Origin of the sequence: Paenibacillus sp. V4I9 (assembly GCF_030817295.1) — a bacterium.
In the GTDB taxonomy this organism is placed as follows: domain Bacteria; phylum Bacillota; class Bacilli; order Paenibacillales; family NBRC-103111; genus Paenibacillus_E.
Window position 1 is genome coordinate 7,903,633 of the sequence record NZ_JAUSZE010000001.1, and the last position, 13,622, is coordinate 7,917,254.

The following is a 13,622-nucleotide window of genomic DNA, read 5'->3' on the forward strand; positions in this document are numbered from 1 at the left end:
TAGAGTGGAGTGAGCAACATTGAAAGCCATACAAGTCGTAACTCCGGGGAAGATCGAAATTATTGAGAAGGATATGCCCCATATAAACCGAGGAGACGAGGTGCTGATTAAAGTTCGATTGGTTGGCATTTGTGGATCCGATATGCATATTTATCACGGTACGTCGCCGGTTGCAACATATCCGCGCGTGATCGGCCACGAAATGGTGGGAGAAATAGCTGAAATCGGCTCGAATGTGGAACGATTAGCAGTTGGGGATAAGGTCGTTATGGAGCCCATCCAATGGTGCGGGACCTGCTATGCTTGCAAGTCCGGCCGTAAAAATGTATGTACACAACTCGAGGTTTACGGGGTACACAAGGATGGGGCTTATCAAGAATATATCGTCCTTCCTGAGAAGATTGTGCATAAAGTAGACAGCCGGCTTGATTGGCACGAAGCGGTTTTGGTTGAGCCGTTTACGATTGGTGCTCAGGCCAACTGGCGGGGTGATGTTAGAGCTGGAGATATCGTGTTTATTATGGGCGCAGGTCCGATAGGATTGTGCTCCATGCAAGTAGCGAAGATTAAAGGAGCAGTGTGCATTATTTCGGATTTAAGCGACGATAAGCTTGACTACGCTAGGTCACTCGGCGCCGATTATGTTTTAAATCCCCTGAAGGATAATGTGAACGTAGAAATCGAACGTATTACGAACGGTCTGGGCCCTAACGTGACGATCGATGCAGTTTGTACAGTCAAGACATTTGAGCAAGCGGTTGAAATTACTTCCGTTGCCGGAAGAGTCGTAGTACTCGGCTTCAGCGATGCACCTTCCCAAATTGCTCAGCTTCACATTACTAAGAAAGAATTGACCGTTGTAGGATCCCGTTTGCAGTCGGATAAGTTTATCGAGGTCATCGAATGGTTTAACAGTGGCAATATGAAGGTCGATTCCTTTGTAACGCATCGCTTTGCGCTAGAGGATATTCATCAAGCGATTAAGCTTATTGAAACAAGTCCGAATGAGGTTCGTAAAGTAGTTCTGGAAGTCGGAGGGATGCAGAAGTGAGAATGGTATTTCGCTGGTACGGGGAGGGTAACGACCCAATTCCCCCGCGGCACATTAAGCAAATTCCAGGTGTTGAAGGCATCGTATGGGCTCTGCACGATATCCCGGCGGGAGAAGTATGGCCGGTGGAGAGAATTCACGAAGTGAAGAAGCAGGCCGATCAGTACGGCTTTCACATTGAGGTCGTTGAGAGCGTAAATATCCATGAGGATATTAAGCAAGGGCTCCCTACGAGAGACCGTTACATTGAAAATTATAAACAAACGATAAGAAATCTAGCTCAGGTTGGCGTGAAGGTGATTTGCTATAATTTCATGCCTGTGTTTGATTGGGTGCGAACGGACCTGTACAAAGAACTAGAGGACGGTTCAACAGCTCTTTTCTATGAAAAGGCCAAGGTAGACGATATGGACCCCATGGAGCTCGTTTCTAAAATTGCGGGAAATCCAAACTTCACGATGCCAGGATGGGAACCGGAGAGATTAAAGTATCTTTCAGAGCTTTTTGAAGCATATAAAGGGATAGATGAAGAGGAGTTGTGGAAGAATCTCCAGTACTTCTTGGAGCAAATCATTCCAGTGGCTGAAGATTATGATATCAAAATGGCCATTCACCCGGATGATCCGCCGTGGTCTATTTTTGGATTGCCGAGAATTATGACGAATGCCAATAATTTTCGAAGACTGCTTAGAATGGTAGATAGCCCGTATAACGGGCTCACGCTTTGCAGCGGTTCTTTGGGAGCAAACCCGGCCAACAATATACCTGCGATGGTCAGAGAATTCGGAGACCGCATTCCTTTTGCACATATAAGGAACGTAAGAGTTTACGAAAATGGAGATTTCATCGAAACCTCCCACCGAGCGCAGGACGGGACCGTAGACATTTGCGAAATTGTGAAAGCTTATCACGAAATTGGCTTTACGGGGTATGCACGACCTGATCATGGAAGACATATTTTCGACGAAGCATGCAGACCAGGTTACGGGTTATACGACAGAGCACTCGGAATCATGTACTTATGGGGAATCTGGGATTCTTTGGAGCGGTCTAGACGGGAGGAAGCACATGTTATCGATTAATGAAAATTTAAAAGGTAAGGTAGCCGTTGTTACTGGCGGAGGCGGAGTCCTTTGCGGAGCAATGGCTGTAGAGCTTGGAAGGCAAGGGGTAAAGGTGGCCATCCTGAATCGAACGGCGGAAAAGGGAGAAGCGGTCGCTAACAAGATCAGAAACATGGGCGGTGAAGCAATAGCTGTCGCTTGCGATGTTCTTCATGCTGACAACGTCAAAGATGCGGAGAAGATCGTCTCCGAAACGCTCGGAACATGCGATATCCTAATCAACGGTGCGGGTGGAAATCATCCGAAAGGAATCACAACGAACGAAACGTTTAAAATGGATGATCTTACAAACAAAGAAATAACAACCTTTTTTGATTTGACGGAAGAAGGTTTCAACTATGTGTTTAACCTAAACATCCTGGGTACGCTTATCCCGACACAGGTGTTCACGAGAAAGATGCTGGGCAAAGAAGGAGCTATTGTCATAAACATGTCTTCCATGAGTGCGCCAAGTCCGATGACGAAGGTTCCCGCATACAGTTCGGCCAAGGCGGGTATTGAAAATTTCACTCAATGGCTGGCCGTGCATATGGCGGAGGCAGGTATTAGGGTGAATGCAATTGCTCCAGGCTTTTTCCTGACCGAGCAAAACAGACGTTTGTTAACAAATGAAGACGGTTCCCTAACGGAAAGATCTCAAAAGATATTATCTCATACCCCTATGAGGAGATTCGGCAATTCCGAGGATCTCCTCGGAACCTTGCTTTGGTTAGCAGATGAAAATATGTCTGGCTTTGTTACAGGAATCACGATTCCGGTAGATGGCGGATTTATGTCTTATTCTGGAGTGTGATACGTTCGCTCGAAACGTAACAACAACAAAAACCCCTAAACGCCTCCATTCGGAGGCGCAAGGGTTTCTCGTGAAATCAATTGCTACCTTCTTGCATTCATCGCCTGCTGCTTGTGTTCGATAAGGTTGGGAGCATCTTTAAATCCTTGACCATGGATGAATTGCAAATTGGACATGCAGGACTATCAGCGAATGAAAAGTTATCTCTCATCCAGCATGAGCACTGTTCTGTGCTGCAGGTCCAGATGCTGGTTTGCTCCTCGGGGACAGGTTCCAACGATTTCTTTGAAAAGTACAATCGAACTCCTCCTTGTCATAGTAGACTCAGACTCGCAAGCAGTTAAAGCAATATGTGGTGAAGGACTACAGCTTGACTACATTTTCAGCTTGCGGTCCGCGGTTACCTTGAACAACTTCAAACTGTACGCTTTGGCCTTCATCCAAGCTTTTGAAGCCTTCCCCAGTAATAGCGCTGAAGTGAACGAAGACATCCTTGCCGCCTTCCATTTCAATGAAACCAAAACCTTTTTCTGCATTAAACCATTTAACCGTGCCTGTTTCCATGTATACAAAAACCTCCAAAAATAATTTGTGCCTGCGCCCTGTTTCCGAAGACCACGTAGATCCCGATAGCTTGTTAACGCAGCTTTGATAATATATCCATTTATAGGGGAGCTTATTCCATTTTTACTAAAAATTCATTTATCGAAAAATTTATCACAAAGTCGTTGCGTCGATAAATATTGACTAACCGCCATTCTCTGCTCTATACTGGGGCTAATTGTAAGCTGCAAGACACAACTTCATAGTTCGTATAACCTCGATAATTCGGTTCGGGGGCTCTACTGGGAACCTAAATCCTAACTACGAACACAATATATGCTCATATATTGTGTTTGTTGTTAGGATTTTTTTGGTTTCCTCATTTACGTTGAGGAGGAAGAAAAGGATGGGTTCATTGTTGATTCGCAATGCAAAAGCAATTGTAACGGTGGATGCAGAGGATCGTGTGCTGGAACTGGCGAATATCCTGATTGAAGATAATCGGATAGTGAAGATGGGGAAGGACCTGTACGAGGCAGACCAGGTGATTGATGCGTCGCAGATGTTCGTGTATCCCGGTCTCATTAACGTGCATCATCATTTGTATCAAACGTTCACGCGCAATCTGCCGCAGGTGCAGAAGCTGGAGTTATTCGACTGGCTGCGTTATCTCTACGAAATTTGGAAAGGGATTACGCCGGACGCCGTGTACCATAGCTCGCTTACAGGGATTGCTGATCTGATGAAGAACGGTTGTACGACCGTTTTCGACCATCATTATGTGTTTCCACAGCAAAATAGTTCCCATTTTGTAGATAAACAGTTCGAAGCCGCGGAGCGCCTTGGTATCCGTTTCGTTGCTTCGAGAGGATCCATGACGCTTGGCAAGGATCAGGGAGGGCTGCCTCCCATGAGCGTTGTTCAGGACATAGATACAATTCTAGCCGATAGTGAGAGGCTAATTGATCTCTATCACGATGCCAGCGCAGGCTCCATGCGGCAGGTAGTGCTCGCTCCGTGTTCACCGTTCAGTGTATCCGCGGATATCCTGCTGGAATCGGCGAAGCTCGCCAGGTCGAAGGGTGTGCGGCTGCACACGCATCTAGCTGAGACAAAGAACGAGGAAGCCTACACGCTCGAACGTTTCGGCATGAGGCCTTTGGCCTACATGGAAAGTCTGGGCTGGTTAGGCCCCGATGTGTGGTATGCGCATGGGATACATTTTAACGATGACGAAATGAAGCTGCTTGCACATACCAAAACAGGAATTGCGCATTGCCCTATTTCGAATATGAAGCTTTCGTCCGGCATAGCCAGGGTTCCCGAGATGCTTGCGATGGGGATTCCCTTGGGCTTAGCCGTTGATGGGAGCGCCTCAAACGATGGCTCGAATCTGCTAGAGGAACTCCGAGTCTCGTATCTCTTGCATAGACTTCAGTCTAGCAGTCAGGCGCCGACCGGTTATGATCTCTTGAAGGTAGCAACCAGAGGCGGTGCGGAAATATTAGGGAGAACAGATATTGGTTCGCTGGAGATTGGCAAGGCAGCAGACTTGTTCATGGTGCGTGTTGATCAAATTGACGCTGTAGGGACTTTGACTGATCCGAAGTCATGGCTAGGTACAGTAGGACTCAAGCGTCCGGTTGATTATACGATTGTGAATGGGAAAGTTGTCGTCGAGAACGGCAGACTGGTTGGAGCTGATGAGGAGAAATTAGCGAGAGAATGTCAGGATTCGTTCGAAAGATTCATCCAGCCATGAGAAAAGCTCGCTCTCACACCGGTCATATAGACCGAATGAGGGCGAGCTTTTGGCTTAGGCGAAGGCGAAGGCTATTCTCTTGTAATGGTTACACTACCTGTTTTATTATCAAAACCAACCTTACAGCCAAGCTGCTCGGCGATAAAACGAAGAGGTACGAAAGTGGAGCCATTCTTCAGGATCGGGGCGCTGTCCAATTGAACAGATGATCCGTTAACACTCGTTGTTTTACTGTTAAGTGTCAGAACAATCGTCTTTTCGTTAAGTTCGTCTTTCACTGTGATTTGCTTGGAGTCTGCGTTCCACTTCACTTGCGCGCCAAGCCTCTCCGAAATGAATCGAACGGGCACCATGGACACTTGATCCTCATTGATAAAAGGATGGGAGGAATCGAACTTGTAGTCGTCATCGCCCTGACTCATCAGCAAATGAATGTCTTTTTTTGCTATTTTCAAATCTTCTCTCAGAAATGAATAGAACTTAGAATCTTTGTTGAAATAGGTTAGGAAGGAATCGTTGTTGGCTGTTACCTCGCTCAGGTTCAATACCCCGCCAGAGGTATCAATTACACTAGCTGTAACAGGCTTATTGATATTCCATATTTCACTGGTGTAAGTAAATTTAAGGGCACTGACTCCCGCGCTAACCTCTGTGATGGGGAGTGTAAACTCTGCATTTACTTTGCGAATCTGTTTATCGTTATCGATGAAAAAGTCGGTCTTAAGTACGGTTTTATCACTCAGTAATGCCTTCACTTGAGAGTCGGATACGGAAGAAAGTGTGTCCTCCATGTTCTTATCCCACTCGTCGAGAGCTTTCTTAAGAAATTGTTGAATGGTTGTGTAAACAAACTCAACAGCTAACGTCTTGTTATCAAGGTAAGCCATCATAAGGTCTGGCAATTCAGAACTGAACCCACTCTTAGAGGGGAAAGCTTTCATTTCTTCTTTAATAATAGGCACCAATGCGTCGTGGAGCTGACCAATCAATTCCTTCATTCCCTTTTCATCGGCGAGGATGTTCGTTAGGAATGCTTTCAGAAGGCCTACGAGCTCATTGCCTTTAATCTCTATGTGGGCCTTTTGCATGGAAAGTGTTTCACTATTCACAGGCTCGGACACGGAAGCTACGGAGAAATGTTCCGGATTAGGAGCATTGGTTAAGAAGAACTTGAGCAATGCAGGCCATAATTCTTCTGCTTTCTTGAGTAACTGCTGCTGCATGTCGGAAGATAGCGCTGCAGAAGATGAGCCAGCTAAACCAGCTTGCGCCGCCATCAGATCAAAGAAAAGCGGTTTCTTAGCCCCTTCGATCTGTATAGTAAATTTGGTCCCATTTACGTTGATCTGGAAGGGGATAGATCCCTTGCTGTAAGTAAGAGCACCTTCTACAGAGATGTGCTGCTTATCTTGCATTTTAACGCTTTTCAGCTCTAAATTTACATGATGCAAGACGTCAATCAACCGTTTTTCATCAGCGGACAAGCCGTCGGTGTTACCTGTGATGATGTCCATTTGAAGTGAGCCTTTGGACTCGGCAGATTGAATGGAGGCACTATTTTGAATAGCTTGCCCCAAATCTAGCCCTTGAACAGCCTGACACCCCGTTAACGCCAAAAGCATAATAACTAATGCAGTGGAAATCCACCAAGTAAATCTTTTTCTTTGCATCTACAAATCTACTCCTTAGATATAATAGCTAGTAATAAATAGCAGTGATAGATTATACGCAGAAAAAGAGGGAAAGATGCGCTTTGATTAGAAAAATTTTACAATGGTTTAACATAAACGAATAGAAAAGCTCGCTTCTCAGAGGTCTTAATGACCCGATGAGAACGAGCTTTGTCTTAGGAAAGCAGTACAATAACCAATAATTCGAAGAGGACAAGCGTCATGATTTGGTTGTATTGAGCTGGCGTATAGATGGGTCTATGCTGACCATGAGGATGCCCATGCGGATTTATTTGAAGGTAAGCATGGTGTCCATCCACGTTAACCAAAACACCTTCATGTGTATGTCCTTCTAACGTTGTGACGCGAATGGTGCGACCGATATGCGGATGGAGTGCACCTAAGATTGTATCTCTTTTCTGCTTTAGCATGTGCTGCCAATTCGGATCTGCCTGAAAGAGAACATGAGGCCCTTGATGACCATGATGACCAGGGTGACTAGGGTGATACGGTGGATTCGTATACATATGGTTTCGCTCCTTTTTCGTGCGGCTGCACTTAGCAGCAAGGCTTTTTGCCTAGGTTCACTACTAGACTATTCAGCCGCCCAAAAAAGGTGCTATCGACCACTCGTGTCTAATTCAATCAGGTTAGTCGCGTTTAATCGTAACTACACGTGTATCGTCATTGAAGGAAACTTTGCCGCCGAGCTGCTCCGCTATGAATCGAATTGGCACGAAAGTGGATCCGTTATGGAGCGTAGCCGCACTTTCCAACTCCACAGAAGCACCGTTCACACTTGCGATCTTACTGTCTAGTTTCAGGATGATCGTTGCACCTGACAACAGGTCTTTGATGGTAACTTGTTGAAGATCTCCGTTCCAGCCAACCTCAGCGCCAAGCTTTTCAGAAATAAATCTCACAGGCACCATCGTTTTGTTATCTGAATTAATAAAAGGCTGTGGGGTATCGGATTCAGCCCCGGAAGCACCTTCGTTCAACTTCAGATTGACTTCTTTTTTCGTTACTTTCAAATCATCCTTGAGCAGCTTGTAAATGAGAGACTGCCTATCAAGGTTATTCAATAAGCTATAGATAGAAGAAGCTTCCAGACCTACATTTAGCGCACCGCCAGAAATGTTGATGGTATTCGCCGTGACCGGCTTATTAATATTCCAAGTCTCACTTACATAAGACAGCTTGAGAGCAGCAACGCCTGAGCTCGTATTTGTAAGAGGGACATTCAGTGCAAGGCTTTGCTTGCGGACTTGCTTATCAGCATCTGTGTAAACATCTGCTTGAAGGGTTGATTTGCTGTTAAATAGATCCTGAATCGGCAGAATGCCCGGCTCGTTGGAGGCATCTCCGGCAATCATTTTATCCAAGGACGCCGCTGTTTTCTTCAGGAAATCTTGAACAGGCGGGTAGACAAGTCCAACAGCTAACTGTTTATTACTTAAAATCTTTAAAGAAAAGTCGGTAGATCCGCCCTTGATTTGCTCCTCAATAATGGGTGAAAGGGCATCGTACAATTGGCTGATTAGTTCTTTCAATCCAGCTTCATCAGCAAGAACATTACTCAGCAGCTTTTTGAGAAGGGAAGCCAGTTCAGTGCCGCTAAGCTCGATATGCGCTTTTTGCAGAGATAGGGACTCACCATTCACTTTGTCCGTGACAGGTGTGACGGATATGTTCGACGGATTAGGCGTATTAGCTAAAATAAGTCCAATAATCGCGGATTTAATATCTGCAATTTTGTTGCCGAACTGTTCTTGCACGGCTGTGGGTAACAGCTTAGTAAACGCTAAATTAGAACCTCCTAAGACATCGAAAACAATCGGTTTCTTCGCGCCCTCGACACTCAAAATGAACTTGGTGCCCTCGGTTGCAAGTTTGAAAGGAATAGTGCCTTTACTATATGTAATCGTACCATCTGCCGAAAGGTGCTGTGCATCTTGTGTTTTCACATTGGTGAGTTCGATTTTCACGTTTTGCAGAGCGGTTAGTGCCTTCTGCTCATCAGTGGATAGCATAGAAGTGTCGCCGGGCACAAACTCGAGTTGCAAGGTACCTTTGGATTCTGAGGACTTCACGGCCCAGTCATTCTGAATAGCCCCAGCAAGGTCTAAACCTTGCACAGCCTGGCAGCCTGATAAAGTAAACATCATTAGAACCACTGCGGCGGAGATCCACCAAGTCAATTTCTTTTTGTACATGTGATAATCTACTCCTTAGGTTTAATAAAAATAGTAAAAAGACGTCCAATGATTATACGCGAAAAAAAGCCGAAGGATTCGCTGTTAGAAGTAAATTTTTTTGAGCGAAACCTTTTATTACCAAATTCGTCTATATTTATGAGGCGTAATGCGTACAAGGTAAATTTGCTAAAGCAAAACTCTTAGGAGGTAATTGTCTATGATGACGTTGTTTGCCATATGTTTCTTTGTAGGCCTTGTACTTACGGTTCTTATTACGTTTTTTGGTGGCGATTTCCATGCGGATAACGGGGCTGCCCATGCCCATGGTGGACCGTCTTTTTTTAACTTATCTTCCATTTTAGCTAGTTTGACAGTGTTTGGCGGGATTGGGTATATGCTGAATCAAGTTGGGATGACGAGTGTTCTGCTCATTCTGCTTATCGCAATCGGTGCTGGTCTCTTCGTAGGATGGCTCTTCTTCCTTCTCTACGTCAAAGTTATTTATAAGCATGACCACAGCATGAAAGAGAGCGATTTTGATCTAAGTGGTCAGTTAGGGAAGCTGTCTGTGCCGATTAATGGGAAGGGTACGGGCGAAATGATGTTTGTAATGCATGGCACTACGCGTTCCATCAGTGTTCGTTCTGAGAATGGGGAATCCATTCCGAAAGGGACGAAGGTCGTCGTTTTGCACATGAATAAAGGGATTGCGACGGTAACAAGGTTTAACCAATAATAGCAGCTGCAATTAACTACTGGGAGGTTATGCGTTTATGTTGGGGATTTTGTATACGGTTGTTGCCATTGTAGTTGTCGTTTTTATCTTACTGGCTTCCATTGTGAGAGCGTACAAGAAAGTACCGCCGAACGAAGCCATGATTGTGTATGGTTTAGGTGGTAAAAGGGTCGTACAAGGCGGAGGGACGTTCGTCATCCCTGGTTTTCAAAGCTTTAAAACGATCTCCATGATGCTCATGAGCTTCGATGTGAAGCCGGATCAACCTATGTTTTCCCAACAGGGGATAAGACTCAAGATTGAGGCGGTGGCACAAATCAAGATTCAAAGTGATCCAGTTGCGATCGGCACAGCCTCGGAGCAGTTTCTTGACCACACACTGCTGGAGCGGGAAATGATGATTTTGCATTCGGTAGAAGGGCATCTTCGCGGGTTGGTTGGGCAGCTGCCAGTTGAATCTATTCTGAAGAATCCGGATGAACTCAACAGCAAGATGAGGGAAACGTGTTCGGAGGATTTGGATAAGATGGGTCTGAGCCTCATCTCCTTTGTGCTCAAACGAGTGGCTGATGATCAAGGATACATTGAGAACCTGGGCGTGCCGGAAGTGGAACGTATCCGCAAAAGTGCGAGTATTGCCAGAGCTGAAGTGGAGCGGGATATCCAAATTCGTCAGGCAGATACGGAGAAGGAATCCGCGATTCGTCGAGCGGAAGCCCATCAGTTAAAGATTGAGGCGGAGAGCGCTGCTTCGGCGAAGGAAGCGCAGTACCGCAAAGAGCTCAGCATGAAGGAAGCGGAGTTCAAGCAGGAAACGACGAGCCGGCAGGCTGAAGCGGATTTGGCTTATGAATTGAAGCAGAAGCAGATTCAACAGTCGCTCGTAACGGAACAGGTGAAGATCCGGCAGATGGAAGCGGAGGCGAACAAGACAGTTCGCCAGATAGAAGTTGAGCTGAAGGAGAAAGAGCTCGAAGCGTCGGTCATTAAGCCGGCTGAAGCGGAGAAGCTAGCAGCCATTATGCGCGCCGAAGTCAATAAACAGAGGCAAATTCTCGAAGCCGAGGCAGATGCCGAGTCGACGAGAAAACGCGGCGAAGCGACGGCCGAAGCGGAGCTCGCCAAAGGGAAAGCGAATGCGGAGGTCGTCCGCTTGGCGGGGCTTGCGGAGGCTGAAGCGCTGGAGAAGAAAGCGGAGGCTTACAAGCAGTACACGCAGGCGGCGGTTACGGTGGAGATTCTTCGCATACTGCCGGAATTAGCTGAGAAAATTGCAGCCCCGCTGAGTAATGTAGATAAAATTACGGTGATCTCACAAGATGGAACAACGTCAGGCGTGAATCGGATTACAGGCGATATTGCCAAAATGATCGCGCAAGTGCCGGAAATTACACAGACGCTAACAGGTAAAAGCGTGACAGATCTTGCGCGTGCATTTCTAGGCAAGGATAATGAACTTATTTTGAATAAGGAATCGGAATAACGTGAATGAGTAATGTAGTGAGTGTCCTCAGCTTCCAGGCTGAGGATTTTTTTTGTTAAAAATGTTTTACATTTAAAGCGCAATTGGTTAAATTGCTATACAATGAGAAAAACGCTAGATTTCAGCGTAGTGATCGATAGCTTCAAAGAAATGAGGACCCTACATCGTGCAGGTATACAGAAAGTTTCTACGGAATTTATTGCTAAATTATATCATGGGCTCTGGGATCGCTGTTGTTGTGGTTGGCGGAGTCATCATTTCTACAACACTAACGATTTCGAATGCGGAAATGGTGCGCGTATTCTTCGTTATGATCACCTCGCTTTGCGTGATGATGCTTGCAGAAATCGTGGTGTTTCGTAGGCACATGAAGCCGATTCGCGAGATGCTGGAGCAGGAGGCTCCAGATCTGGCAACCATCCGAGAAGCCTATTTGCAAACGCATCGATTTCCGGCGCTTTCCGTGATGCGGATCATGGGACCGCACTTTCTTGGCTTATCGATCCCTGCTATGACGATGGCTAGCATCGGGATTGCGAGAGGTTGGTTATCTCTTCCGGTTTTTTACATTGGACTTGCCGGTATTGGTGCACTGCTTGTGGCGAGCATGCATGCTTTACTAGAGTTCTTCACGACAGCTCAGGCCATCAGGCCGGTGCTCATACATATTCGGGAATTGGGACAACGTATATACGGTGAAGATGTTTCCTTGGATGGGAGAGTAATCGTTTCGATTCAACGAAAGTTTCAGCTAAGCGCATTCCTAATTGGAACTATGCCGCTCTTTTTGTTTAGTCTAGCAACTCAAATTCGCTTGATTTCACAGTCCTCGGAGATGACGGTCGATTATTGGAAATGGGCGGGTATTATTCTGCTGCTTGGAGTCGGTTTTTCCTCCTTAGGGGCGCGCATGCTGGCAAGAGACATCCAACAGCCAATTGGAGATTTATATAGGGCAATGAAAGAAGTTCAATCCGGCGATCTGCAGGTAAGAGCCTCAGATTTATATTCAGATGAATTTTCGCGGCTAGTCGCTGGTTTCAACCACATGGTAAAGGGACTTGAAACGCGTGAAAAGATGAACAACCAACTGCTGCAGAGCTACTATTCCACATTAGCAGCTGCACTCGATGCCCGGGATGCTTATACTGCAGGTCATTCGACGCGTGTCGCCAAGTATTCCTTGTTGATTGGACGAGCTGTAGATTTGAACGAGCAGGAGCTCGATCTACTGAACAAGACGGCCCTGCTGCATGATATCGGCAAAATTGGTGTGCGCGACGACGTGCTGCTGAAGGAAAGTCGGCTCACCGACGAGGAGTTCGAGCAAATCAAGCTGCACCCTGTGCTCGGCGAATTGATTTTGAAGCAAATCGAGCCCGCTGAAGCTATGGCGCCTCTGCTTCCAGGCGTGCGCTCTCATCATGAGCGCTATGATGGCGGCGGGTATCCGGATGGCCTGAAGGGCCTGGATATCCCCGAGTTCGGCCGCATCATTGCGGTAGCCGATGCCTTCGATGCCATGACCTCCGATCGTCCCTATCGGAAAGGGATGCCGATTGAGAAGGCGCTGGCCATTCTCGCGGAGGGAAAGGGGACCCAGTGGGATCCCCGATTCGCTCAAAGATTCATTGATGTTTATAAGGTTTAAAATGTATGAAGGAAAGGTCTCACAGCCGCAGGTACTGCGGGTTGTGAGACCTTTTTCTGTTACCACAATAGGCTATGCACTCTCGCAACGCTGGCGTCAGCAAAACCCCGCTGAGAAGCCCGATTCGGCCTTCTCAGATCTAAACCCAGGCCTATTGTGCGGAAATGTCAGCAGAGAGGTCCTTTTTTGCCTTCTCATGTAGTTGACAAAATCATGAGGATAATATGTTGGGGTACTTTGGATGTATAGATAGCAATTTGAAATAGGTGAATGTCCAGCATAATGCCGATATGTTATTTAATATAACATTAAAGCGTTTTCGATAACACATAGAATTAGCTCATTGTTCGTATATTCCATAATATAACTATAATTTATTTCTAAAACCGAACAATAAATCACTAAATCGATCAAAATGTTCGTTAAATTAAAAAGTATTTGTTTGTTTCGCTAAGTAAAACTACAAATTTTTGTTGAAAAATACGAATTTATGAGGTACATTATTAGTAATTGTTCGTATGTTAGATAATTTGACGCAAAAATACAGGATGTAACGGAAATAAAAGAATTCATACATTAACTAACATTGAATGTCACAATACAACCGATAC

Annotated in this window: 11 protein-coding genes, 1 pseudogene and 1 riboswitch; of the genes and pseudogenes, 7 read left to right on the forward strand and 5 right to left on the reverse strand. The window is 45.9% G+C overall.

What is annotated here, in order from left to right; translation table 11 throughout:
- Positions 1–19 precede the first annotated feature (19 nt).
- The 3 genes and pseudogenes from QFZ81_RS36430 (at position 20) to QFZ81_RS36440 (ending at position 2,968) form a co-directional block, all read left to right on the forward strand.
- The gene (locus QFZ81_RS36430; protein ID WP_373462556.1) at positions 20–1,051 is read left to right on the forward strand and encodes a zinc-binding alcohol dehydrogenase family protein; all 1,032 of its coding nucleotides are present in this window, start codon (positions 20–22) and stop codon (positions 1,049–1,051) included.
- A pseudogene (gene uxuA / locus QFZ81_RS36435) lies at positions 1,048–2,144 on the forward strand (mannonate dehydratase). Before QFZ81_RS36430 ends, uxuA begins: the two are co-directional and overlap by 4 nt.
- Entirely contained in the window at positions 2,120–2,968 is an 849-nt protein-coding gene (locus QFZ81_RS36440) for an SDR family oxidoreductase (RefSeq protein WP_307435743.1), read from the forward strand. The pseudogene uxuA and the gene QFZ81_RS36440 overlap by 25 nt, the downstream one beginning before the upstream one ends.
- Positions 2,969–3,065: 97 nt before the next feature.
- Here QFZ81_RS36440 and QFZ81_RS36445 read toward each other — a convergent pair whose 3' ends face one another.
- Both QFZ81_RS36445 and QFZ81_RS36450 read right to left on the reverse strand, forming a co-directional pair.
- Positions 3,066–3,266 (reverse strand): cold-shock protein, encoded by a 201-nt coding sequence (locus QFZ81_RS36445; RefSeq protein WP_082562262.1) that lies wholly within the window; start codon positions 3,264–3,266, stop codon positions 3,066–3,068.
- A gap of 65 nt (positions 3,267–3,331) precedes the next feature.
- The gene (locus QFZ81_RS36450; RefSeq protein ID WP_029196201.1) at positions 3,332–3,532 is read right to left on the reverse strand and encodes a cold-shock protein; all 201 of its coding nucleotides are present in this window, start codon (positions 3,530–3,532) and stop codon (positions 3,332–3,334) included.
- A gap of 226 nt (positions 3,533–3,758) precedes the next feature.
- Positions 3,759–3,855: riboswitch (purine riboswitch) on the forward strand.
- Between the two features lie 62 nt (positions 3,856–3,917).
- On the opposite strand from QFZ81_RS36450, the gene QFZ81_RS36455 reads away from it, so the two are divergent.
- Positions 3,918–5,273: an 8-oxoguanine deaminase gene (locus QFZ81_RS36455; RefSeq protein WP_307606684.1), complete on the forward strand. Its 1,356-nt coding sequence runs from the start codon at positions 3,918–3,920 to the stop codon at positions 5,271–5,273.
- 71 nt (positions 5,274–5,344) lie between these two features.
- Here QFZ81_RS36455 and QFZ81_RS36460 read toward each other — a convergent pair whose 3' ends face one another.
- From QFZ81_RS36460 to QFZ81_RS36470, 3 genes are all read right to left on the reverse strand, one after another.
- On the reverse strand, positions 5,345–6,943 hold the full coding sequence (locus tag QFZ81_RS36460; RefSeq protein WP_307606686.1) for a copper amine oxidase N-terminal domain-containing protein: 1,599 nt from the start codon (positions 6,941–6,943) through the stop codon (positions 5,345–5,347).
- Between the two features lie 176 nt (positions 6,944–7,119).
- Positions 7,120–7,470, reverse strand: a complete 351-nt coding sequence (locus QFZ81_RS36465; protein ID WP_307606687.1) for a hypothetical protein — start codon at positions 7,468–7,470, stop codon at positions 7,120–7,122.
- A gap of 123 nt (positions 7,471–7,593) precedes the next feature.
- On the reverse strand, positions 7,594–9,159 hold the full coding sequence (locus tag QFZ81_RS36470; RefSeq protein ID WP_307606690.1) for a copper amine oxidase N-terminal domain-containing protein: 1,566 nt from the start codon (positions 9,157–9,159) through the stop codon (positions 7,594–7,596).
- Positions 9,160–9,358: 199 nt separating this feature from the next.
- Between QFZ81_RS36470 and QFZ81_RS36475 the strand changes: the two genes are divergently transcribed.
- The 3 genes from QFZ81_RS36475 to QFZ81_RS36485 all read left to right on the forward strand — a co-directional run bounded on the left by QFZ81_RS36475 (position 9,359) and on the right by QFZ81_RS36485 (position 13,011).
- A complete protein-coding gene (locus tag QFZ81_RS36475; RefSeq protein ID WP_307435724.1) occupies positions 9,359–9,877 on the forward strand; it encodes an NfeD family membrane protein in 519 nt (172 codons plus the stop codon).
- A 37-nt stretch (positions 9,878–9,914) separates the two neighbouring features.
- Positions 9,915–11,360 (forward strand): flotillin family protein, encoded by a 1,446-nt coding sequence (locus QFZ81_RS36480; protein ID WP_307435720.1) that lies wholly within the window; start codon positions 9,915–9,917, stop codon positions 11,358–11,360.
- A gap of 166 nt (positions 11,361–11,526) precedes the next feature.
- Entirely contained in the window at positions 11,527–13,011 is a 1,485-nt protein-coding gene (locus QFZ81_RS36485) for an HD domain-containing phosphohydrolase (RefSeq protein ID WP_307606692.1), read from the forward strand.
- The last annotated feature ends 611 nt before the right edge of the window (positions 13,012–13,622 follow it).